General features: G+C 61.7%; 18 protein-coding genes, 1 tRNA gene and 1 pseudogene. 11 read left to right on the forward strand and 9 right to left on the reverse strand.

Annotated features, from left to right (window positions below):
* Positions 1-217: 217 nt before the first annotated feature.
* The gene (locus GCN78_RS15725; protein WP_152252525.1) at positions 218-769 is read right to left on the reverse strand and encodes a hypothetical protein; all 552 of its coding nucleotides are present in this window, start codon (positions 767-769) and stop codon (positions 218-220) included.
* Between the two features lie 279 nt (positions 770-1048).
* On the opposite strand from GCN78_RS15725, the gene GCN78_RS15730 reads away from it, so the two are divergent.
* From GCN78_RS15730 to GCN78_RS15740, 3 genes are read left to right on the forward strand one after another with little or no spacing between them, the layout of a single operon-like run.
* Entirely contained in the window at positions 1049-1915 is an 867-nt protein-coding gene (locus tag GCN78_RS15730; protein WP_152252526.1) for a PoNe immunity protein domain-containing protein, read from the forward strand.
* Entirely contained in the window at positions 1851-2183 is a 333-nt protein-coding gene (locus GCN78_RS15735; protein ID WP_152252527.1) for a PoNe immunity protein domain-containing protein, read from the forward strand. Before GCN78_RS15730 ends, GCN78_RS15735 begins: the two co-directional genes overlap by 65 nt.
* Positions 2180-3298 (forward strand): hypothetical protein, encoded by a 1119-nt coding sequence (locus GCN78_RS15740; RefSeq protein ID WP_152252528.1) that lies wholly within the window; start codon positions 2180-2182, stop codon positions 3296-3298. Before GCN78_RS15735 ends, GCN78_RS15740 begins: the two co-directional genes overlap by 4 nt.
* Before the next feature lie 57 nt (positions 3299-3355).
* Here GCN78_RS15740 and GCN78_RS15745 read toward each other — a convergent pair.
* From GCN78_RS15745 to cysS, 7 genes and pseudogenes are all read right to left on the reverse strand, one after another.
* Positions 3356-4960, reverse strand: a pseudogene (locus GCN78_RS15745) (methyl-accepting chemotaxis protein).
* A 379-nt stretch (positions 4961-5339) separates the two neighbouring features.
* Positions 5340-5432, reverse strand: a tRNA-Ser gene (locus GCN78_RS15750).
* Positions 5433-5542: 110 nt separating this feature from the next.
* A complete protein-coding gene (locus GCN78_RS15755; protein WP_152252529.1) occupies positions 5543-6790 on the reverse strand; it encodes an aspartate kinase in 1248 nt (415 codons plus the stop codon).
* A 196-nt stretch (positions 6791-6986) separates the two neighbouring features.
* On the reverse strand, positions 6987-8405 hold the full coding sequence (gene tilS / locus GCN78_RS15760; protein WP_152252530.1) for a tRNA lysidine(34) synthetase TilS: 1419 nt from the start codon (positions 8403-8405) through the stop codon (positions 6987-6989).
* A 160-nt stretch (positions 8406-8565) separates the two neighbouring features.
* Positions 8566-9540, reverse strand: a complete 975-nt coding sequence (locus tag GCN78_RS15765; RefSeq protein WP_034784047.1) for an acetyl-CoA carboxylase carboxyltransferase subunit alpha — start codon at positions 9538-9540, stop codon at positions 8566-8568.
* 54 nt (positions 9541-9594) lie between these two features.
* The gene (locus tag GCN78_RS15770; protein ID WP_369811602.1) at positions 9595-10308 is read right to left on the reverse strand and encodes a DNA-3-methyladenine glycosylase family protein; all 714 of its coding nucleotides are present in this window, start codon (positions 10306-10308) and stop codon (positions 9595-9597) included.
* Positions 10305-11702 carry a cysteine--tRNA ligase gene (cysS, locus tag GCN78_RS15775; RefSeq protein WP_152252531.1) on the reverse strand — a complete coding sequence of 466 codons (1398 nt, stop codon included), beginning with the start codon at positions 11700-11702 and terminating at the stop codon, positions 10305-10307. The genes GCN78_RS15770 and cysS overlap by 4 nt, the downstream gene beginning before the upstream one ends.
* 279 nt (positions 11703-11981) lie before the next feature.
* Here cysS and GCN78_RS15780 point away from each other — a divergent pair, with 279 nt between their 5' ends.
* The 4 genes from GCN78_RS15780 (at position 11982) to GCN78_RS15795 (ending at position 14833) form a co-directional block, all read left to right on the forward strand.
* A complete protein-coding gene (locus GCN78_RS15780) occupies positions 11982-12611 on the forward strand; it encodes a peptidylprolyl isomerase (protein WP_152252532.1) in 630 nt (209 codons plus the stop codon).
* A gap of 72 nt (positions 12612-12683) precedes the next feature.
* Positions 12684-13175, forward strand: coding sequence for a peptidylprolyl isomerase (locus GCN78_RS15785; RefSeq protein WP_034784044.1), 492 nt, complete (start codon positions 12684-12686; stop codon positions 13173-13175).
* A gap of 86 nt (positions 13176-13261) precedes the next feature.
* A complete protein-coding gene (locus GCN78_RS15790) occupies positions 13262-14017 on the forward strand; it encodes a UDP-2,3-diacylglucosamine diphosphatase (protein WP_152252559.1) in 756 nt (251 codons plus the stop codon).
* A gap of 69 nt (positions 14018-14086) precedes the next feature.
* A complete protein-coding gene (locus GCN78_RS15795) occupies positions 14087-14833 on the forward strand; it encodes a DUF72 domain-containing protein (RefSeq protein ID WP_152252533.1) in 747 nt (248 codons plus the stop codon).
* Here GCN78_RS15795 and GCN78_RS15800 read toward each other — a convergent pair.
* Positions 14830-17082, reverse strand: a complete 2253-nt coding sequence (locus GCN78_RS15800; protein ID WP_152252534.1) for an NHL repeat-containing protein — start codon at positions 17080-17082, stop codon at positions 14830-14832. The two genes, GCN78_RS15795 and GCN78_RS15800, sit on opposite strands and share 4 nt — an antisense overlap.
* A 229-nt stretch (positions 17083-17311) precedes the next feature.
* Between GCN78_RS15800 and GCN78_RS15805 the strand changes: the two genes are divergently transcribed.
* The 4 genes from GCN78_RS15805 to GCN78_RS15820 all read left to right on the forward strand — a co-directional run.
* Entirely contained in the window at positions 17312-17692 is a 381-nt protein-coding gene (locus GCN78_RS15805; RefSeq protein ID WP_152252535.1) for a GntR family transcriptional regulator, read from the forward strand.
* Positions 17689-18561 carry an ABC transporter ATP-binding protein gene (locus tag GCN78_RS15810; protein ID WP_152252536.1) on the forward strand — a complete coding sequence of 291 codons (873 nt, stop codon included), beginning with the start codon at positions 17689-17691 and terminating at the stop codon, positions 18559-18561. The genes GCN78_RS15805 and GCN78_RS15810 overlap by 4 nt, the downstream gene beginning before the upstream one ends.
* Positions 18558-19559: a hypothetical protein gene (locus GCN78_RS15815; protein ID WP_152252537.1), complete on the forward strand. Its 1002-nt coding sequence runs from the start codon at positions 18558-18560 to the stop codon at positions 19557-19559. Before GCN78_RS15810 ends, GCN78_RS15815 begins: the two co-directional genes overlap by 4 nt.
* A gap of 758 nt (positions 19560-20317) precedes the next feature.
* On the forward strand, positions 20318-21751 hold a 1434-nt coding region (locus GCN78_RS15820), incomplete at its 3' end, for a hypothetical protein (RefSeq protein ID WP_193316751.1).

Below are 21751 nucleotides of genomic sequence, written 5' to 3' on the forward strand. Positions count from 1 at the left end.
CACTGCAGCGCGCCTGCGCCCGCCCATATTCGCCCATCAGCACGCGATGCTCGTGCGCGATCGCATCCTCGTTGCCATGCCTACTGCCCATCATGCCCTCCTTCACCGCCCGTGACGCCCTGGCGCCAGCCCATGCTACCCCCATTGCCTGCATTATAAATGAGAATCATTATTATTTGTATATGCGCGCAGCAGGGGTATGCGGTGGCCGTCAGCGTCACATAGTCGGCGGGCAAGACAACAGGCGCTGCCAGACGTCGTCCTGCACTTGCCGCACATGGCGCAAGCCATCGGCACCGCGGTAAATGTCCAGGGTGTTCGGCCACGCGATATCGATGAACAACTGCCGTTTTGCATCGATCAACAGGGACTGGCCTACATAGTCCCCCTTGATCTCGCCCTTGTTCACGGCCAGCAGGCGCGCGCCGCCGGCCAGCGCCCGTTCTTCGAGCTCCACGCCGCTGCGCTCGGCCACATCGCGCAGCCAGCGTTCGCGCCAGTGCGCCTGTTCCTCGAACTGCCCCGTTGGCGGCCGGTCCAGCTTGACGACGGCCGCCACGGGACCGTCTATGCCCGCCTGCAGCGAAAAGCCCATGCGCTCCTGCCATTCGACCGTGTAGGACTCGCCCTTGACGTCGATCTGGTAGCGCCCCACCCCGTCCTGCACCAGCAGGCCGGCCTGGTGGTAGGAAGGTTTGACGCAATTGGCGTACTGATAGACGAGCACATCAAGGTACGGCGGTGCGGCCGCGTATTTCATCTTGCTCATGCTTGCTCCGGTTCACGTAAAAAGACGATGTCGGCCGAAAAACACCTGCGGCACGCCATCGCGTCGCTCATATTAGCTATTTTGAATATTTCTTTCTGGCACACGATTCAATTGAATCGCGCTTGTTCGATCACTATTTCTAGTGTGTAATCTTGCAAACAAGTTATTACATCAACTGCCAGTACGGTTACCTCAGCATACGGAGTTCCAGGCAATGTCCGCATTTTTCCATGCAAGCGCGTCGTCGTTACGCCTCGATAACGACGACAGCCAGACAAGATGAACAATCTTCCATTTGCCGAGCGCCGCCGCCAGCAACTTCTTGGTGAAGAGCTGTATGTCAAAACGCGCAACAATCAATTTGCGCTGATTGCAGTAGGACTGGAAAACAAAAAAGTCGCCTACTCAACGCAGGAAAATGCCTCCGTTCATCATTTTTTGTATCTGGAACGACTCTGGCTCTGGATGCTCGACTACACGGCGGGTATGTCCATCGATACCCTGGCGCCGCGCATCGCGGACATCGTGGACAAATTTGAAGAATGGAATGCGGTCGATCAGCTCTATCAGCAGGATGCGGCGCTTGAGTTTCCAGAGTTTGGCCCCTACGAATATGAGGGAGCACCAGAGTTTTACGTCCTGTCCGACTACCAGGACACCTTGCAACTGCTGAGCATCGCCATCCTGCTGCGCGATCAGCGCTCGGTACTGCGCATCATCCACGTGCTGCGCAGCCACCGTGGCCGCGATGGCCTGTTCGAGCAATTGATCGACGGATACATGGAGGATGGCCAAGCACTCGACGCCTGCATCATCACCAGGCCCTATGACACCCTGCTGCAAGTGTTCTATGAGGAGGATGAGGAAGCGACCTTGAGCCTGCTTCAGAAATACCTGAAACAATGGTATCCGGCCATGAAACATCATCCGCGCTGGTACAACGCGCATCTCAATATCAGCGAGGAAGGCTATGGCGCTTATTACGGCTACTGGGCATTCGAAGCGGGGGCGACGGTTTTCATGCTCGATCTGGACGATAGCCAGACCGAGCATCTGGTGTATCCCAGGGATCTCGTTGACTATGCCCGAAAATTACGCGAAGCAAACCGCTACACCAGCAAAGTGGCATGGCCGCAGCCATCTTGAGCAAGGGCCAAGGATATTCGCGGCAGAAAAAGATGCCCGCCCTGCGCTGATGCAAGCCTATCTGCAGCGATGGTATGAGGCCAGCCGCCGCGAGCCCTACTGCGACGGCCACCGGCGCGACACGTCGTTCTGGGGTGACTGGTCCTGGGAAGCGGCCGCCATCACCTGCGTGCTCGATATGGCCGACAGCAGCGATCGCGGCGCGCCCTTCTATCCGGCCGACCTGGTGGCGTTGTGCCGAAGGCAAGGGAAAGGTCGCTGCGCATGAAAGCTAGCCGCGCCAGCATCGCCATCGCCACAGGCATCGCCGTGGTTGCCGGACTCTACTTTGTCCTGCCCACGCTGTCGCGTGTCGTCACCCGTCCCTTTCCGGGCATTTATTCCATCATCGACCCTGTCACCGGCGAGACCAAGGATGTCCTGAAAGTAAAACCGCTGCTGGACGAGTACCTGGTGCTCGCGCGTTTTGCAGGCGACGGGCCATGGAAAGGCCCCATCTACGCCAAAGTCATGGGTAGCGGCGACAGCTATGCATCGCCGCCACTGTTTCAGCAAGACCGCATGGTCAGCGCGCTGGCGCTGGGAGAGATCGGCTACCTTTACCACACGCCGGGAAACAAGGACTCGCGCGTCGGCTCGTCCGATACCGGCTATATCAGCAATATCGCGAGCTTCGGCATTACCACCCTGTTCCACCGGCCACTGCTTGCGGGCCACGACGAGCGCGGGGAGCTGAACATGCACCAGTACACGCCCGCCACCGGTGAGCGCAAGGTATCGGTCAGCACCTTGAACTACAGCCCGCGCATGATTCAGGTGGGCATCAGTTCCGTCAGCAATCCCGACAACGCTGTCGATACCGATCCCCTGACGCCGCACATGAGCAGCGCCGCCAGTTGCTGCTTCTACCTGCCGGCACAGGCCGCCGCGCCGTTGCAGGTCAAGCTCGAATATCGCTGGCTGCCCAAGGGCCAGCCTGAAGTGCTGGCCCTGACCTTGCCGGCCAACAGCGACGCCGACGAACTGCTGATATTGGTGCAGGCGGATGGCAGCATGGGCGTGGCATTTCGCGGCCCAGGCAAGGACCTGGATCTGACGCCCGAGGGCGTCAGATCCATCCATGGCAAGCCATATCCGCTGCCACCGGCCGCCGAGCGCAAGGCGCGCCTGACTGCGGAACTGGCGCGAAGAAAGCGCTTTTTGAAAGATATGTACAGGCTGCGGGACAAAGACACGGGCGACTCTATCGAGGTGGCCTATCAACTGCGCTACCTGATCGACGAATACGAGAAAACCATCACCTATCTGGAAGCGTTTTCCACATGCACAGCTACCTTGGCGACATGCGACAAGCAAGCCACGGCTGCGGCCCGCGCGCCATAGCGCAGCAACGTCCAGGAAACGCCATGCCAAACGGCGCCCTGGCCGCCAGCCAGCCTGTCAGCGACCCGGATGCGCGGGCGCGGCAAGCGCGCTGGCAGCGCCGCCTGCATCGAGCGTGAACACCCCCACTTCCCGCACCAGGCTGGCCGCCTGCTCTTCCAGGCTGCCGGCGGCCGCCGCCGCTTCCTAGACCAGGGCGGCATTCTGCTGCGTGACCTCATCCATCTGCGTGATGGCCTGGTTGACCTGTTCGATGCCCAGGCTCTGTTCCTGGCTGGCGGCGGCGATCTCGCTCATCAGGTCAACCACCTGCTTGACGGATGCCACGATCTTGTCCATCGTGGCGCCCGCTTCGTCCACCAGCTTGCTGCCCGCGTCGACGCGCTCGACCGAATCGCCGATCATGGCCTTGATTTCGCGCGCGGCGCTGGCCGAGCGCTGCGCCAGACTGCGCACTTCGCTGGCGACCACGGCGAAGCCGCGTCCCTGTTCGCCCGCCCTGGCCGCCTCTACCGCTGCGTTCAAAGCCAGGATATTGGTCTGGAAAGCAATGCTGTCAATCACGTCGACAATATCGACGATCTTGCGCGAGCTGGCATTGATGGCGCCCACGGTATCGACCACGCGCCCGACCACCTGTCCGCCCTGCACGGCAAATTCCGACGCCGACACCACCAGCTGATTGGCCTGCCTGGCATTGTCGGCATTCTGCTTTACCGTGCTGGTCAGCTCCTTCATCGCGGAAGCCGTTTCTTCCAGCGAACTGGCTTGCGCCTCCGTGCGCGACGACAGATCGAAATTGCCGGCCGCGATTTCGCGCGAAGCAACGGTGATGCTTTGCGTGCTGCTGCGCACCTGGCCCACGGTGCGCGACAGGCTGCCATTCATCGCTTCGAGGGCCTGCAGCAATTGACCAGGCTCGTCGGAAAAGCGCTTGTCGACACGATTGCTCAGGTCGCCGGCCGCCACCCTCTGCGCGGCCAGCAACGCCTCCTGCAAGGGTCCGGTAATGCTGCGACTGATCAGCACGGCGCCGGCGATGCTGACGCCCAACGATGCCAGCAGCAAGCCCGCCAGCAGCACGGTTGCCGAGCGCGCCCTGTCGGCCGAGTCGGTCTCGAACGCGCCCGAGCGCTTGCTGGTCATGTCGACCACGCGGTTGACGGCAGCCAGATGGCTGTCGTAGCTGGCGGCCATGGCCGCCATGGCAGTCGCGACACCCGCCTTGTCCTGCCCCTGCAGCGCCGGGATGAAGCGCGTGAACGCCGTCTCATAGAATGCCACGGCAGGGGTGTGCGCCTGCGTCAGCAAGGCTTCGGCGATATCGTGATCGAGATCCTGGGTACGCCAGAACTGATGGCGCGTGTCGTACTCGGCCTTCAAGGTTTTCAGGCGTTCGACCAGCTTGTCCTGCGCGCCCCGGTCTTCGGACGCCATCAGCTGAAAGGCGACCAGATACGATTCGAGGATATATTCCGGCGGCGGCAGCACGTCGGCCACCAGATCCTTGCCCTGCACGATGCGCTGGTACACGGGGCCGTTGACCTTCAATTCGTGCAGCACGCGCAGCGACCAGCCGCCATAGACGATCAGGCCCAGCGAAAAGATGGCGACCAACAAGGCCAGCCGGCGCGACAGTTTGACTTGGCGAAGCAGCTGCATGTGCGTACCCCCTCGTTTATCCGGACCATGCCCTCCATGCCGCCGGCATAGACCGCGCTGGCCAGTATGAAATTTCTGCACGGTATTTGTGGATTATGCAACTTTTTAAGGGAATTGGGAGGGATGGGGGCGTGAAAAAGAATCTCTTGCCGAGCAACGGTTGGTGCAGGCGCCCGCAGAGGCCGGCGCAGGCGTTGGCCGCTACTGCCTGAGATGAGGGGACGGCGTTGGCCGCTGCGCGGCCAACGGGGCCGCGCGTAGCGCGGCAGATGGGCGATTCGGAGAGGGCTGGGCCGGCAGGGCCCAGCCCTTCGAATCCCACCGTTCCGTCCAGACAAATAAAAAAGCCTCCCGCAGGGGAGGCTTTCTTATTTGATTCTGGCGGAGACGGTGGGATTCGAACCCACGATACAGGTATAAGCCGTATGCATCCTTAGCAGGGATGTGCCTTCGGCCACTCGGCCACGTCTCCTAGCTGATTACTCAACTATGTCTCTGTAGCTAACTGCGCTGCAGCGACGAACGTCATAATATCGATTGCCCCCCCTTTGGTCAAGGGCGTGGGGCAATATTTTTGGATATTTAAGCTTTTTCCAGCTCGAACGCTTTATGCAGCGCGCGCACGGCCAGTTCCATGTACTTTTCATCGATCAGCACGGAGATCTTGATCTCGGAAGTGGAGATCATCATGATGTTGATGCCCTCTTCCGACAAGGTACGGAACATTTGCGACGCGACGCCAACATGGCTGCGCATGCCCACGCCGACGACGGACAGTTTCGACACTTTCGCATCGCCCGTGATGCTGGCCGCGCCCAGCGCTTCGCGGTTCGCTTCCAGCACGGCCAGCGCGCGCGTGTATTCGCCGCGCGAGACGGTGAAAGTGAAGTCCGTTTTACCGTCGACCGACTGATTCTGTATGATCATGTCGACTTCGATGTTCGCGTCCGCCACCGGCCCCAGGATGTGGTACGCCACGCCTGGGCGGTCGGGCACGCCGAGCACGGTGATTTTGGCTTCATCGCGGTTGAAGGCGATGCCGGAGATGACTGCTTGTTCCATGTTTGTATCTTCCTCAAACGAAATCAGGGTGCCTGAATTGGCTTCTATTTCCAGCGGCAACATCGGGTCGGTCAGCGACGACAGCACGCGCGTGGGAACGCGGTAGTTGCCGGCGAATTCCACCGAGCGCGTCTGCAGCACTTTGGAACCCAGCGAAGCCAGTTCCAGCATTTCTTCAAAGGTGATGGTCTTCAGGCGGCGCGCCTCGGAGACCACGCGCGGGTCGGTCGTGTAGACGCCGTCGACGTCCGTGAAGATCAGGCATTCGGCCGCCTTCATGGCGGCGGCGATGGCCACGGCCGAGGTGTCCGAACCGCCGCGGCCCAGGGTCGCGATGTTGTCGTGTTCGTCAACGCCCTGGAAACCGGTAATGATGACAATCTTGCCCGCATCGAGGTCGCGTTTGACTTTTTCGTCATCGATCGACTGGATGCGTGCCTTGGTAAAGGCGGAATCGGTCTTGATCGCGACTTGCCAGCCAGCATAGGATACGGCTTGTTTGCCGATCGCCAGCAGTGCCATCGACAATAGGCCGACGGACACTTGTTCGCCTGTCGAGGCGATCATGTCAAGTTCACGGGGATCGGGTTGATCCATGATTTCCTTGGCCAGTCCAATCAGGCGGTTGGTTTCGCCCGACATGGCGGATGGCACCACCACGATTTGATGCCCAGCGTCGTGCCACTTGGCAACGCGCTTGGCGACATTCTTGATACGGTCAGTCGAGCCCATCGACGTACCGCCATATTTGTGGACGATTAAAGCCATAAGAGTGAAGTTTCCGCTCAAGAAGAATAAAAAAGGAGGGCTTTACTCTACATGCCGCAATGCAAAATAACAAGCTAAAAAGCGCATTAGCTCATACCGATTGCGCATATGGAAATAACCAATCCATGCAGTCCAGCCGGCTTGAGCAGCCACCTGGCGACCGCCCCGGGAGTGGCCGTGGCGGCGGCCCTTACGCTCAGCAGGAGACCCAGCGCAAGGCGACGCGGGGACGGTCCAGCAGACTCAAACAATGGCAATCGAGGCCGATGCCGGCCGCGTACAGCAATTGTTGCGCCGCACAGACAAGGGGCAGGCGTTCGCGTTCCCAGGCGGGCACGTCAAACGCCTGGTAATGGTATTTCAAGCTCTTGGTGGGACGATTCAAGGCCAGCTTCAGGCGCTCGCCGCCCTGGCGAAAGTCGATGGTCAGGGTCTGAGCTTGCAGCCAGGCAATATCAATGCCCTGCCCCCCCTCTTGCACCGCATCGAAGTGCAGCACGCCGCCATACGCGGGAAAGGCCAGGCTGACCTCGCCTTGCCAGGTGAACTCCTGGCTGGCTTTTTCCAGGCCGGGAATGCCCGCGTCGTCACGCTCGCGCATGCCGGCCAGGTCATCGAGCTTCGGCGTCAGGTACAGCCGGTCGCGGTGGCGCCGCACGTGGCATTCGGGATGTGTGACCAGCAACTGCGCATCGGGCCGCGCCTCGAGCAATTGCGCCAGCATTTCCGCCAGCCACGCCGTCGACGGCATGCGCAAGCCGCGCGTGCCGAACCAGTGGCGCAGCAGGTTGTAGCAGCGGTCCGCGCTCAGCGCGCGCAATTTCGCCAGCTCGATGCACTCGCCATCGAGACAGTTCGCCAAATCCTGCGTCGCCAATTCCGTCAGCAGGCGCTGCGCCGATTGGGCATGCTGGGCGCTGCGGGCGAAACGCTCCTGGAAACCGGGAAACGCCTGCGCCAGCACAGGCATCACCTGGTGCCGCAAGGCGTTGCGGGCAAAGCGGGGATCGTCGTTCGACTCATCGTGGATGTGCGCGATCGCGTGCTTCGCCACGTACGCTTCCAGTTGCTTGCGCGACACGGGCAACAGCGGGCGCACCATCACCAGGTCCGGATTGCCCAGCAGCTCAGGCGCGCTGTTGGCGCCATCCATGCCGGACAGGCCCGCCGTGCCGGAGCCGCGCAGCAATTGCAGCAGCACCGTCTCGGCCTGGTCATCCTGGTGGTGGGCCGTCAGCAGCAGGCGCACGCCGTGCACCGCGCACAGCTCGCCCAAAGCCGCGTAACGGCGCTTGCGGGCCGCCTCTTCCGTGCCCGTCTTCGCATTCTTTTCCAGCGTGACCTTGCGTGCCTCGAAGGCGATGCCCATGCCGGCGCACAACTGCGCGCAGTGCGCCAGCCAGGCATCCGCGTTCGGGCTCAGGCCATGGTGCACGTGGAAGGCGTGCAGGGCCACGCCGTGCTCGTGCGCCCAGGCATGCGCCAGGTGCAGCAGGGCCGAGGAATCGAGGCCGCCGCTGAGGGCGATGCCCACCGCGCTGCCAGCTGGCGGCGCGCAGGCGTCCAGCGCGTGGGCGAAGATAGCGGCGACGGTGGCGGTTTGTTGCTTTTTCAATGTGGACTCCGGGAATGCAAAGAGGGACAGGTGGATAGCCGAATGTGTTCGGCTACCTGCCTGTCCCTGGTGTTTGATGCTTGCTTTAACCCAAGACCTTAACTGCCGGGGTCAGACCCTAAGGGTCTGACCCCAGACTCTGCCGTTGGGTTTCAACAAATTACTCGCTCGGCGTGGTTTCCTTGAACTTGCCGTAGCTCAGCAGTTTTTCATGGCGTGCGGCCAGCAGGTCCTTGGTTTTCATGCCCTGGAACTGGCGCAGCGTGTCGGCCAGTGCGCGCTTGAGCAAGGTCGCCATCTGTTTCGGATCGCGGTGGGCGCCGCCCAGCGGTTCGTTGATGATCTTGTCGATCAGGCCCATGGCTTTCAGGCGGTGGGCGGTGAGGCCCAGTGCTTCGGCCGCGTCGGAGGCGCGCTCGGCGCTCTTCCACAGGATCGAGGCGCAGCCTTCCGGCGAAATCACGGCATAGGTCGAGTATTGCAGCATCAGCACGGCGTCGCCCACGGCAATCGCCAGCGCGCCGCCGGAACCGCCTTCACCGATGATGGTGGCGATCAGCGGCACTTTCAGTTCCGCCATCACGTACAGGTTGTGGCCGATGGCTTCCGACTGGCCGCGCTCTTCCGCGTCGATGCCGGGGAAGGCGCCTGGCGTGTCGACGAAGGTGAAGATGGGCAAGTTGAACTTTTCAGCCACTTTCATCAGGCGCATGGCCTTGCGGTAGCCTTCCGGCTTCGGCATGCCGAAATTGCGCATGGCGCGCTCTTTCGTGTCGCGGCCCTTCTGGTGGCCGATGACCATGCACGGCTGGCCGTTGAAACGGGCCAGGCCGCCGACGACGGACAGATCGTCCGCGTAGCTGCGGTCGCCATGCAATTCGTGGAAATCAGTAAAGATTTCATTCACGTAATCCATGGTGTAGGGGCGCTGCGGATGGCGCGCGATCTGCGCCACTTGCCAAGGCGTCAGCTTGGCGTAGATATCCTTGGTCAGCTGCTGGCTCTTCTTGGCCAGGCGGTCGATCTCTTCCGAGATGTCGACGGCCGAATCGTCTTGCACGAAGCGCAACTCTTCGATCTTGGAATCGAGTTCCGCGATCGGCTGTTCAAAATTGAGGAAAGTCGTTTTAGTCATTGTACCTCCAGGTTTTACCGGCCACGGCGCCAGGGCGCGCGGCGTCATCTATGTTTATTTTACCGTACCGGCTGGTGCGCCGGGGGCTGTATCGGATGCGGCAGGGGCGGCTGCAGGGTCGAGACTGCGCCACAAATACCACGTCGCCACGGTGCGCCACGGTTCCCAATTGGCGGAGACTTCGCGCGCATCGCTGCGGGAAACGGGTTCGCCGGAGAAGTAATTGACGCTGATGCCCTGGATCAAACCGGGGTCGTCGAGCGGCAAGACATTCGGCCGGAGCAGATTAAATATCAAAAACATCTCGGCTGTCCAGCGGCCGATGCCGCGGATCTGCACCAGTTCGGCGATGACGGCTTCGTCATCCATCTGGTCCCACTGGCTCGCGTGCACGCGCTTGGCCTTGAAATGGTCGGCCAGGTCGAGGATGTATTCGGTCTTGCGCTTGGACAAGCCACAGGCGGACAACTGCTCAGCGCCTGCCTTCAATACTTGCGAAGGCGTGCATTTCGGACAAGCGAGCAGCAGCTTTTTCCAGGCGGCATCAGCCGCCTTGGGCGTGATCTGCTGCCCCACCAGCGAACGGGCCAGGGTGGTAAACGGGTCGCTATGGCCGACCAGGTGCAGGTCGCCAAATTGCGGGATGAGCTTTTTCATGATGCGGTCGCGCTTCATCAGCTCGATCTTCGCCTCTTCCCAGTAATGCGGCACCTGGATCACCTGCGCCGCCACCGGGGCTTCCCCGTTTTCCCTGGACGTTGGCATCATGCGCGGCGCCAGTTGGTCGAGCCGTCAGGCTTGTCTTCAAGAATAATGCCCGCCGCCAACAGTTCAGCGCGGATCTTGTCGGACTGCGCGAAGTCGCGTGCCTTTTTCGCCGCGCTGCGCGCCGCGATGGCCGCTTCGATGCCGGCCGCCTCGTCCTGGCCGCCTGCGGCTGCGCCGACGGTCGCTTGCAGGAATTGCTGCGGCGTGCGCTCGAGCAAGCCGAACACGCCCGCCAGGCCCTTCAATTGACGCGCCAGCGCCGGCGACTTGCTCTTGTTGACTTCCGTCGCCAGGTCGAACAGGGCGGCCACGGCCAGCGGCGTGTTGAAATCGTCGTCCATCGCTTCGCGCACGCGCATGGCATGGGCCTCGCTCCAGTCGATGGCGCCCTCTTCCACGGCCACGTCGGCCAGCGCCGTGTACAGGCGCGTGACGGACAGGCGCGCGTCATCGAGGTGCACGTCCGAGTAATTCAGGGGGCTGCGGTAGTGCGCGCGCAAGATGAAGAAGCGGATCACTTCGGCATCGAACTTTTGCAGCACTTCGCGGATGGTGAAGAAGTTGCCGAGCGACTTGGACATTTTTTCATTGTCCAGGCGCACGAAGCCGTTATGGATCCAGTAATTCACGCTGGTATGGCCGAACGCGCCTTCGGATTGGGCGATCTCGTTTTCGTGGTGCGGGAATTGCAAGTCCGCGCCGCCGCCGTGGATGTCGAACTGTTCACCGAGCAAGGCGCATGACATGGCCGAGCATTCGATATGCCAGCCCGGGCGCCCCTTGCCCCACTTCGAATCCCATTTGACTTCTTCCGGCTCGGACTCTTTAGACGACTTCCACAGCACGAAGTCGAGCGGATCGCGCTTGCCCGTGTTCACGTCCACGCGCTCGCCCGCGCGCAGGTCGTCGAGCGACTTGCCCGACAGCTTGCCGTAGTGGGGGAAGTTGCGCACAGCATAGTTCACATCGCCGTCAAGACCCTGGTAAGCCAGATCTTTGGCTTCCAGCTGTTCGATCAGGCGCAACATCTGCGGCACGTATTCGGTGGCGCGCGGCGTGTGGTCGGGCGTCAGGATGCCCAGCGCGGCCGTGTCTTCATCCATGTAGCGGGTGAAACGCGTCGTCAGCTGGGAAATCGTCTCGCCGTTTTCCACGGCGCGGCGGATGATCTTGTCGTCGATGTCCGTAATGTTGCGCACATAGGTCACGTCGAAACCGGACGCTTTCAGCCAGCGGTAGATGACGTCGAAGGCCATCATCATGCGCGCATGGCCGATATGGCAATAGTCATAGATGGTCATGCCGCACACGTACATGCGTACCTTGCCCGCTTCCATCGGGACGAAGACCTGCTTTTCGCGAGCCAGGGTGTTGTAAATCTTTAGATTGCTCATCGTGCTTTGCAAGTGGAGCGGCCGCCAGCCTGGCAAAACGACAGACAGGCGCGGACACCGGTGGTGCCGCGCCACTGAACTGCCGTGTGCGCCGAAGACTGGTCGACCCGCTATATTGTTGTTCTTGTTTGTTAGAATCAGGGCGTTAGCGGTCAAGTATAACATTGATAAAAACCATACTGGCCCGATATGAATCAGGTTTTTACGATGTTCAAGCGAATTTCCACTTCTTTACAATTAAAGCAAGTTTAAAGAAAAATAACGATCAAGGACGCCTTCATGCACGAAATCAAATCAAAACGCCTGTCTTTCCTGGCCCGCTTTTGCACCCTGTTTGCCGGCCTGACCCTGGGCAGCGCCGTCGTGGCAGCCCCTCCGGCGACCGCCGTCGACCCCACGCCGCACGTGGCCCTGAAAACCAGCATGGGCGAGATCGTGCTGGAACTGGACCAGGAAAAAGCACCGAAAAGTGTGGCTAATTTCTTGCAGTACGTCAACAGCGGTTATTACAAGGGTACCGTATTTCACCGCGTCATCGACGGCTTCATGATACAGGGCGGCGGCTTCGACAAGAACATGAAGCAGAAACCGACCAAGGCGCCGATCAAGAACGAGGCGCAAAATGGCTTGCATAACGGCACCTACAGCATCGCCATGGCCCGCACGGGCGACCCGCATTCGGCCACCTCGCAATTCTTCATCAACGTGGGCGACAACGGCGCGCTCGACTACCCTGGCCGCGACGGCTTCGGCTACACGGTGTTCGGCAAGGTCGTCAGTGGCATGGACGTGGTCGACAAGATCAAGGCCGTGCCCGTGGCGGACAAGGGACCGCACCAGAACGTGCCCGTCACCCCCGTGGTGATCGAATCGGCGACTTTACTCAAGTCCGCGCCCGCAAAACTGTAAAATAGCGTTTTTGCGGCCCGTGACCACGCGGGTCGTTGAATCACTTTATCATCCAATTTATTAAGGATCATCATGACCTCCGTCATCATCACCACCAATCTGGGCAAGATCACCGCTGAACTGGACGCCGAGAAAGCGCCGAAAACGGTTGCCAACTTCCTGGCCTACATGAAAGCCGGTCACTACGACAACACGATTTTCCACCGCGTCATCGACGGCTTCATGATCCAGGGCGGCGGTTTCGAGCCGGGCATGAAACAAAAGCCAGCCGACACCACCGTGGAAAACGAAGCCAAGAACGGCCTGAAAAACGATACGTACACGCTGGCCATGGCCCGCACGTCGGATCCGCACTCGGCATCGGCCCAGTTCTTCATCAATATCAAGAACAACAGCTTCCTCGACTACCCAGGCCAGGACGGCTGGGGCTACGCCGTGTTCGGTAAAGTTACCGAAGGCAAGGAAGTCGTCGACGCGATCCGCGCCGTGAAAACGTCGCGCGCCGGCATGTTCGCCGACGTGCCAGTGACCGATGTCATCATCGAAAAAGTCGAAGCAGTTTAATTCGGCCACCGCACCATGAATAACAGGCATTGCAGCGTTTGCGCCTCTCCATGCACATCACTTTTTGGGAGCGTTGAACGATGACAATGCCTGCCGCACTCTTCATTTCCGACCTGCATCTGCAGAGCTCGCACCCGCGCACCAGCGCGGCGTTTCTTTCGTTCCTGGAACATCATGCGCAATACGCGCAAGCGTTGTATCTGTTGGGCGACCTGTTTGAATACTGGGCCGGCGACGATGACCTGGAAGACCCGTTCAATGCGCGCATGACGGCCGCCATCCGCGCCGTCAGCGATGCGGGCGTACACGTCTACTGGATCGCCGGCAACCGCGACTTTCTCGTCGGCTCCGGCTTTGCCGCCGCCGCCGGCGCCACCCTGCTCAGCGAACCGCACGTGGCCACGCTTGCCGGCCGGCGCATCGTCTTGCTGCATGGCGACGCCGAATGTACGAAAGACGTCCAATACATGGAATTTCGCGCCATGGTGCGCCAGCCCGCCTGGCAAAAACAGTTCCTGTCCATGCCGCTGGCGCAGCGCAAGGCCATCATCGACGGTTTGCGCAAGAGCAGCCGCGAGCACAATGGCGAAAAATCCATGGACATCATGGATGTCACCCCCGCTGCTGTCGCGCAAGTGTTTGCCGAACATGCGAGCACCGTCATGATCCACGGCCATACGCACCGCCCCGCCCTGCACCAGGTCGGCGACACCTTGCGCTATGTCTTGCCCGACTGGGAATGCGACGTGACGGCGCCGGAACAGCCGCGCGGCGGCTGGATCGCCATCGATGCGCGCGGCAGCATCACGCGCCACGATCTGAACGGCGACATCATCGACTAGACGCTCGCCGACCGCCGCACGGGCGTTTGTCCTATAGCCGCGCCCGTCTGGCCTTGCTGTAATGGCGCCATGCATACTGTATACATCGGCACGGCCGGCTGGAGCATTTCCAGCGCCGCCGCCAGCCGCTTCCCCCTCGATGGCAGCCACCTGCGGCGCTATGCCCAGGTGCTGGACTGCGTGGAAATCAACAGCTCCTTCTACCGCTCGCACCAGAGCGCCACTTACGCGCGCTGGGCCGCCAGCGTGCCCAAGCATTTCCGCTTCAGCGTAAAATTGCCGCGCAGTATCACGCACGAACGGCGTTTGCGCGATGGCGCGGCCGAACTGGATCGCTTCGCAGGAGAGGTGATGCAATTGGGGAACAAGCTCGGTTGCGTGCTGGTGCAGCTGCCGCCCAGCCTGCGTTTCGAGACGGACGTGGCCGCCGCATTTTTCCATGCGCTGCGCCAGCGCTTCGACGGCATGCTCGCCTGCGAAGCGCGCCACCCCAGCTGGTTCGAGGCGGGCGCAACCGAGTTATTAACGATGCAGCGCATCACGCGCGTGCGCGCCGATCCGCCCGCCGGCCAGCCCGGGCCGCATGTGCCGACGACGGATGCGGCGTATCTGCGCCTGCACGGCAGCCCGACCATCTATTATTCCGACTACCCGGCCGACTGCCTTGCGGCGCTGGCCGCTGAATTGCACACACCAGCGCAGGCGGGCAGCTGGTGCATCTTCGACAACACGGCGGCAGGCGCCGCCCTGTTCAATGCGCTGGATTTGCAGGCGAGGCTGCAACTGCCTCGGCCGCGCATGAATACCACGACTTAGGGTAACGGTGTCTGCAGCATTGCCTGCGTCGTGAAGCCAAACAAGGTGCCGTTACCGTAAGCAAGGATGCCGACGTTCGGATAACCCCACGGCAACACTGGCGTGGAAATGACGCCGGCGGCATCGATCTTGCGCAGCCGGCCCTGGCCGCTCATGTACAGATTGTCGCTGGCATCGATGGCCAGGCTGGTGGCACCTGAAAACGGCAAGCCCCCCACCCCGGGCGGCCCATCGCCGCCGCTGCCCTTCTTCAGGGTGCCGGCAAAAACGCTGGCCTTGCCTGCACGGTCCACCTTGAAGACAACTTGATGCACGACATCATCAAAGTACAGATTGCCCTTGCTGTCAAAAACCATGCTGGCCGGAAGCATCTCCAGCCATTCATACTCCGTATCACCCAGCGAGCGTGCCAAGGCTTCAAATGAGACCAGCGAGGTGAACGCGCCGCCAGGAGCGCGCCGGTAAATACCATCGAGCGCCCAGCCCTGCCAGAAGACATAGCCATCCTTGTCGACGCCCAGCAGGTATTCCGTTGTGGTAATGCCTGGAATGCTGGGCAACGCCCCGTCGGTGGACACCACCCCGTCCTTGCTGATCTTGCGCAGATTATACGCAGCGCCAGCAGGGGCCCGGTCGGCAAGATAGACCCCACCCTCCTGGTCGCAGGCGATCGCGACAGGCGCAAGCAAGGTCGCGCTGGCGCGTGGTCCGTCATCGCTGCCCGCCCGTCCGGCAATACCGGCGTAGATGCTATAACTACCGTCTGGCGTGAGACGGCGCAGCACCTTGTTCGCCCGGTCGAGCATATAGACGTTACCCGCCGGATCGCTGCACATGCGCGCGGCGCTCACGTAGCCCAGGCGAGCCGCAGCACCCACACCATCCTTGGGCCCGATACTGCCCGACAGAAAGGACAGGGGGGACAATACCTTTGCCGGGCTGACGCTGATCACGCGATGCATGTTGGCATCGTTGACGATAATGGCGCCCGAACTGTCTTGCAGCAAGGTGCCCAGGTAGGAGAAGCCGGCGGCGGCACCGGCGGCATCCGTCACTGTCCGGCCGATTACCGTGCTCACGTCGCCACCCGGGGTCACGCGGCGAATGGCATCATGGTCGGACAGCAGCAGATTGCCATCGCGGCCGAGCGCCATGCCACGGATGGAAAGGAAGCCGGCGGCCGTGCCCTTGCCATCATTGCCCGTCCGGCCGTATCCTCCTGCCACCAGGACGGCCACGCCCTGCTGCCACCGAAAGAGCCGGCCGCCAAACAACTCCCCCAAGTAGATCGTGCCCCCAGCATCGACAACCACGTCGCCGGCCGGTATCGAAAACCCGTGCACATCCCGCACTTTTTCGGAAGTGACCAATCCTCCCGGCGTTACCCGACGGATCATCTGCTGGTCCGGATCGGTCAGCAGGACATCCCCATTGATGTCCATGGCGACGCTGTCGATGCGCCCGAGTTGCGCCTGCGTCCCTTGCCCATCGGCAAAGCTCGGAGCCGTGTTGGACCAGTCGCACGCCGCGCGGCGCTGTCCCGCCACCGTGCTGACCACGCCAGCCGGGGTGATCTTGCGCAGCTGCGCATTGCAACTGTCGGCGAGGTACAGGTTTGCCGCGCGATCGATCGCCATGACGGCAACGCCGCCCGCCATGTGGAAAGTGGCGCTGGCAGCGGCACCATCGTCGGCGCCCGGCTTGCCAGGGATGCCCGCATATACGCTCACGCTGCCGGCCGGCGTGACTTTATGGATGACCTGCAGAACGGCGTCGGCAATGTAATAATTGCCGGCCGTATCCTGCACCATTCCGGAAATACTCTGGATTTTTTCCTGCACGCCGGCCAGCACGACAGGCAGGCAGCGCACGGCGAGCGTGTCGACATCCGCATTGCCCACCGTCGCCGCGCCCTTGGCGATGCTGCAGCCGAGGCCTTCGGAGGTACTCTCGATTGTGCCTTCATAACTGGCGCCCGCCGCCAGCTTGCCGGCGAAATGAAAGGCGCCATTCGCCGTGACGGTCAATTTTTCGGCACCGTTGGCCAGCACCACCTGGGCGCCCGGCACCAGACCGCTCACCGTGCCGCCCACCAGGTAGCGCGGCGCCTCGGCCGTCGGCACGGTGGGCGCGGCAGGCGTGCCCCCATCGCCGGAACCGCCGCCACAGGCGCTCAGCGCCGCCAGCAAGGCGCCGCCGCAAGCGGCGCGCCGGAACAACATTTGCAACTCGCCATATCGATTGATCATTTCCGCTTTCATGGTGACTGGCGATGAGTTTCGCCATAAGTTATCAAGTAAGATTCTCAAATCAACAATATTATAGTTGCCTTATGGATATAAATACATGGTTTGTTGACAGGTGATTTTTTAGTGTTATAGTTAACTACAACACCAGATCAATAACTCACCAAGGAAAGCCGATGCCCCCAGCACCTTTTGCGCGTCATCCCGCCATCCCCTTATCGGAGCGCATCCCATGAGCGCGGAATGGAATGACAATAGCCCCATCTACCGCCAGCTCAAGGCCAGGGTGGTGGGCATGATGCTCGATGGCGTGCTGCAGTCCGGCGACGCCTTGCCGTCGGTGCGCCAGGTGGCGGCCGATTATCAATTGAATCCCATCACGGTCTCGCGCGCCTATCAGGAACTGGTCGACGATGCCCTGGTGGAAAAACGCAGAGGACTCGGTATGTACGTCATGGAAGGCGCCCGCGACAAATTGCTGGCCAGTGAACGCGAGCGCTTCCTGCGCGAGGAATGGCCGGCCTTGCTGGAACACATCACGCGCCTGGGCCTGGACCTCGAGCAACTGCTGCAAGCGAGCCGCGACGGCGACGCACACGGAGAGAACGCATGAATGCATTGAACAAGGACAGCGTCATCAGCGCACGTGGCCTGCGCAAGCAGTATGGCAAACAGACGGCCATCGACGGCATCAGCTTCGATATCGCGCCGGGACGCATCGTCGGCTTGATCGGGCCCAACGGTTCCGGCAAGACCACCACGCTGAAAGCCATCCTGGGCCTGACGGGCTTCGATGGCGACTTGTCGGTGCTGGGCCGCGATCCCCGCGTGCAGCGCGACGCGCTGATGGAAGACGTGTGCTTCATCGCCGACGTGGCCATCCTGCCGGGCTGGCTGCGCGTGGCCGACGCCATCGATTTCGTTGCCGGCGTGCATCCACGTTTCGACCGCAGCAAGGCCGAACGCTACCTGGCCCACACCAAGCTGTCGCCGAAGATGAAGGTCAAGGCCATGTCGAAAGGCATGGTGGTGCAGTTGCACCTGGCGCTGGTGATGGCCATCGACGCCAAGCTGCTGGTGCTCGACGAGCCGACCCTGGGTCTGGACATTCTGTACCGCAAGCAGTTTTACCAGAACCTGCTGGAAGACTATTTCGATGAAAACAAGACCATCGTCATCACCACGCACCAGATCGAGGAAGTGGAACACATCCTCAGCGACCTGATGTTCATTCGCGACGGCAAGATCGTGCTGGCCTCGAGCATGGAAGAAGTGGGCGAGCGCTACATCGAACTGATGGTGGGCCCGCAGCACGTCAATCCGGCGCGCGCCCTGCAGCCGATCAGCGAACGCAGCGTGTTCGGCAAGTCGGTGATGCTGTTCGACGGCGTCGCCCGCACCCAGCTGGCCGCCCTTGGCGAAGTACGCACGCCCAGCCTGGCTGACCTGTTTGTCGCGACCATGAAAGGATCGTACCAATGAGTATTTCCCCTGCAAACAAGATGCAATGGCTGCTCCGGCGTGAGTTGTGGGAACACAAGGGCATGCTGGTGTGGACGCCTGCCGTGATCGGCGTCGTCATGACGGTGCTGGGCGCCCTGATGGCGGCCGCGACCGTCGCTAAGACCAAAATGCACACGGCGCTCATCGTCAATGGCGAGGAAATTTCCTGGAGCACCGTCTTCAATACGCGCACCTTTGGCCCGCGCCGCACGGAAATCATCGACGCCGTCGCCAACAACTATACGTATGCGGCCGCGCCGCTGTTCCTGGCACTGGGCTTCCTCGTGTTCTTCTATTGCCTGAGCGCCCTGCATGACGACCGCCGCGACCGCAGCGTGCTGTTCTGGAAATCGCTGCCCATCTCGGACGCACAGACGGTGCTGTCGAAAGCGGCCATCGCCCTGCTGGTCGCGCCGCTGATCGTGGCCGCCGCCGCCTGCCTGACTTCGCTGGCCCTGATCCTGATCCTCAGCGGCGTGCTGGCGGCCAACGGCATCCACATGTTTGCCGAACTGCTCGGCTCTCCCGGCCTGTACCTGGGACCGCTGCGCGTGTTTGGCTTGCTGCCCGTGTATTGCCTGTGGGCCTTGCCGACGGTGGGCTGGCTGCTGATGGTATCGAGCTGGGCCAAGTCGAAAGTCTTCCTGTGGGCCGTCGGCGTGCCGCTGCTGCTGCTCATCCTGACCGTCTGGGCCGGCAAGCTGACGCAGACGGAAAGCGATGTCAGCTGGATACAGATGAATGTCATCGGACGCGCCCTGCTGGGCACTCTCCCTGGCAGCTGGTATCTGTTCGAACCGGAACTGCTGCCGCGCATGCATGCCCTGGCCGAGGGAGGATCGCACATGACACGCATCGACGTGTTCAGCAATTCCTGGTCCAGCCTGGCCTTGCCAGCCGTCTGGCTGGGCGCGGCGGCAGGCGCGGCGCTGATTTACGCCGCCATCCGCCTGCGCAGCTGGCGCGAGGAAGGCTGACAGCGCACAATCACCATCCCCGACAAAACGCCCCGCCCGCCGGGGCGTTTTTCATTTTTGCGCCGTTCCGCTTCCTGAAATAATAACTATCTGACTGATAGTTATTATAAAAAATTCCCCTCGCCATATCCAGGCTATTCATTCGATAGCATTAATGCGATATGAAAATTTTAATTAATTATTTTCATCGCATTTTATGAAGAATCACATTTGATAATCCTCACTCAAAAAACAACAACTAGCAATGCGATAGCAAGATGAGTTTTCGAATAAAAGACGGAGAAATGCGGGAACAGGACAGCGGACCCGGCAGAAAATAGTCATTGTGTGACAATTGGTGATTATTCCCCTGCGTAACAGTCGGGACAATGAGGTCATGGAGTATGATTAAAATGGAATTGAAAGTTTCAAAATTACAACCATTTCCAGAGCGAGCGCAAGGGTATTCCTCGTGCAAGCAGCGCATCCTGACGATGTGCCTCACCTGACTCGCGAGTTGCCGGCACCACAAACCACAGAAAAACGGAGGCACACCAAACAAATATAAATATGACATTTTAAATATTGCAGAAGAAGCGTTCTCTTCCGCCAGCGTTTTTTTCCCAGTTATGTTTTACTTGCCACCATCAACATCGGAAACAGCAGAATTCAACCACGGCCCAAGCCTCGCCGGAGCAAGCAAGCAGTTGAAACAGATTATTGATTTTTTATTATCTTAAAGATTCGACGAATACATAACCTTTTCCGGAGACGTTCAAATGGCCACCACCGCAAATCCAGCACAAGTTCCCGTCAATGCCGAAGGCGCTGCCGCCAAGATCACGACGCCCGCAAAAAAAGCCGTCAATCCCAAAAATGGCGACCGCAAGCAGTATGACGAAGATGAACTGACAAAAGGGGCCGATGCCAGCGCGACCATGCCGCCTGAAAATGTCGTGGAAGTCACGGGAAGCGCCGATAGCGGCAATGCCGCCGCCCTGGGCACGGCCGCGGCGGTGGCTGCGGCAGCCTTGGCAGCCGGTGGCGGTGGTGCGGCCGCGGGCCAGGCTGGCAACGGCGGTGCCGATCCCGGCACATCGCAAAGCGATAACAACGGCGGCGCCGCAGGCGCGGCGGGCACAGGTGCGGGAGCCGCCGGCATCCCCAGCGGCAGTGTCGTGGATGTCGCCGGGGCATCGGCTGGCGGCGGCGCGGGTGGCCTGGGCGGATTGGGCGCGCTGGGCGCGCTCGGCGGCCTTGGCCTGGTTGCCGCAGCGGCAGGCGGTGGCGGAGGCGGCGCCGCCGCCGGCGGCGCCGGTACAGGCACAGGTGGCACGGGAACAGGTGGTACGGGCGGAACGGGTACCGGCGGTACGGGTACGGGCGGCACCGGCGGCACGGGCGGCACCGGTGGCTCGACCGGAGGCCAGGGCGGCACGGGGAATCAATCCACCACCACCGTCGTGACCGACGCGGCCGTGCTGGCCGCCGCCGCGGCTGCGGCCGCCGCCGCCAATGCCCTGGCCGATGACGCAGCAGCGGCAGCGGCGGCAGCCACGGCGGCAGCGTCGCTGGCAGCGGCGAACGCGGCCCTCCTGGCCGATCAGCAGGCGGCACAAGCGGCCGCTGCGGCGGCGGCCGCCTTGCTCGCTGCCAATAGCGCGACCAGCGACGATGCGCTGGCAGCCAGCACGGCCACTGTCGTCCCCGGCGCACAAGCGGCTGCCAGCGCCGCCACGAATGACGACAACGCTGCCGCTGCGGCGGCCGCTACCGCCGCCCTATCCCAGGCCGCCGCCACGTCGGCGCAAAATGACGATGCGGCGGCCGTCACGGCCGCCGCCAACGCCGCCGCCGCACACGCCGCGGCCGATGCGGCACAGACGCAAGCGGACCAGACCAACGCCCCCGCACTGCAATTGATCGCCGATGCGGCCGACGTGGTCGCCAACGCGGCCAACACCCAGGCGGCGCTGACCGATGCGGCCGCGCTGGCTGTCATTTCGGCCAATGATGCCGCCGCTGCCGCCGCCGCCACGGCCTTGGCCAATGCCACGGATGCCGCCGCGCTGGACCTGGCGGCGACCGCCGCCGCCAATGCCGCCGTCGCGGCCGGCATCCAGGCCAGCCTGACCGATGCGGCCGCCCTGGCCCTCATCTCGGATGCCGATGCGGCCAACGCCGCCGCAGCCGCCAGCGTGGCCGCCGCCACC

This window comes from Janthinobacterium rivuli (genome assembly GCF_009208735.1).
Classification (GTDB): Bacteria; Pseudomonadota; Gammaproteobacteria; order Burkholderiales; family Burkholderiaceae_D; genus Janthinobacterium.

What these genes read in the sequence shown, in the direction of transcription:
- GCN78_RS15800 (WP_152252534.1), bottom strand. Translation starts at nt 17,082, where the DNA reads ATGATCAATCGATATGGCGAGTTGCAAATGTTGTTCCGGCGCGCCGCT.
- GCN78_RS15815 (WP_152252537.1), top strand. Translation starts at nt 18,558, where the DNA reads ATGAGTATTTCCCCTGCAAACAAGATGCAATGGCTGCTCCGGCGTGAG.
- GCN78_RS15735 (WP_152252527.1), top strand. Translation starts at nt 1,851, where the DNA reads ATGCCCGAAAATTACGCGAAGCAAACCGCTACACCAGCAAAGTGGCAT.
- GCN78_RS15770 (WP_369811602.1), bottom strand. Translation starts at nt 10,308, where the DNA reads ATGATGCCAACGTCCAGGGAAAACGGGGAAGCCCCGGTGGCGGCGCAG.
- GCN78_RS15730 (WP_152252526.1), top strand. Translation starts at nt 1,049, where the DNA reads ATGAACAATCTTCCATTTGCCGAGCGCCGCCGCCAGCAACTTCTTGGT.
- GCN78_RS15740 (WP_152252528.1), top strand. Translation starts at nt 2,180, where the DNA reads ATGAAAGCTAGCCGCGCCAGCATCGCCATCGCCACAGGCATCGCCGTG.
- cysS (WP_152252531.1), bottom strand. Translation starts at nt 11,702, where the DNA reads ATGAGCAATCTAAAGATTTACAACACCCTGGCTCGCGAAAAGCAGGTC.
- GCN78_RS15805 (WP_152252535.1), top strand. Translation starts at nt 17,312, where the DNA reads ATGAGCGCGGAATGGAATGACAATAGCCCCATCTACCGCCAGCTCAAG.
- GCN78_RS15785 (WP_034784044.1), top strand. Translation starts at nt 12,684, where the DNA reads ATGACCTCCGTCATCATCACCACCAATCTGGGCAAGATCACCGCTGAA.
- GCN78_RS15725 (WP_152252525.1), bottom strand. Translation starts at nt 769, where the DNA reads ATGAGCAAGATGAAATACGCGGCCGCACCGCCGTACCTTGATGTGCTC.
- GCN78_RS15790 (WP_152252559.1), top strand. Translation starts at nt 13,262, where the DNA reads ATGCCTGCCGCACTCTTCATTTCCGACCTGCATCTGCAGAGCTCGCAC.
- GCN78_RS15795 (WP_152252533.1), top strand. Translation starts at nt 14,087, where the DNA reads ATGCATACTGTATACATCGGCACGGCCGGCTGGAGCATTTCCAGCGCC.
- GCN78_RS15765 (WP_034784047.1), bottom strand. Translation starts at nt 9,540, where the DNA reads ATGACTAAAACGACTTTCCTCAATTTTGAACAGCCGATCGCGGAACTC.
- GCN78_RS15810 (WP_152252536.1), top strand. Translation starts at nt 17,689, where the DNA reads ATGAATGCATTGAACAAGGACAGCGTCATCAGCGCACGTGGCCTGCGC.
- GCN78_RS15755 (WP_152252529.1), bottom strand. Translation starts at nt 6,790, where the DNA reads ATGGCTTTAATCGTCCACAAATATGGCGGTACGTCGATGGGCTCGACT.
- GCN78_RS15780 (WP_152252532.1), top strand. Translation starts at nt 11,982, where the DNA reads ATGCACGAAATCAAATCAAAACGCCTGTCTTTCCTGGCCCGCTTTTGC.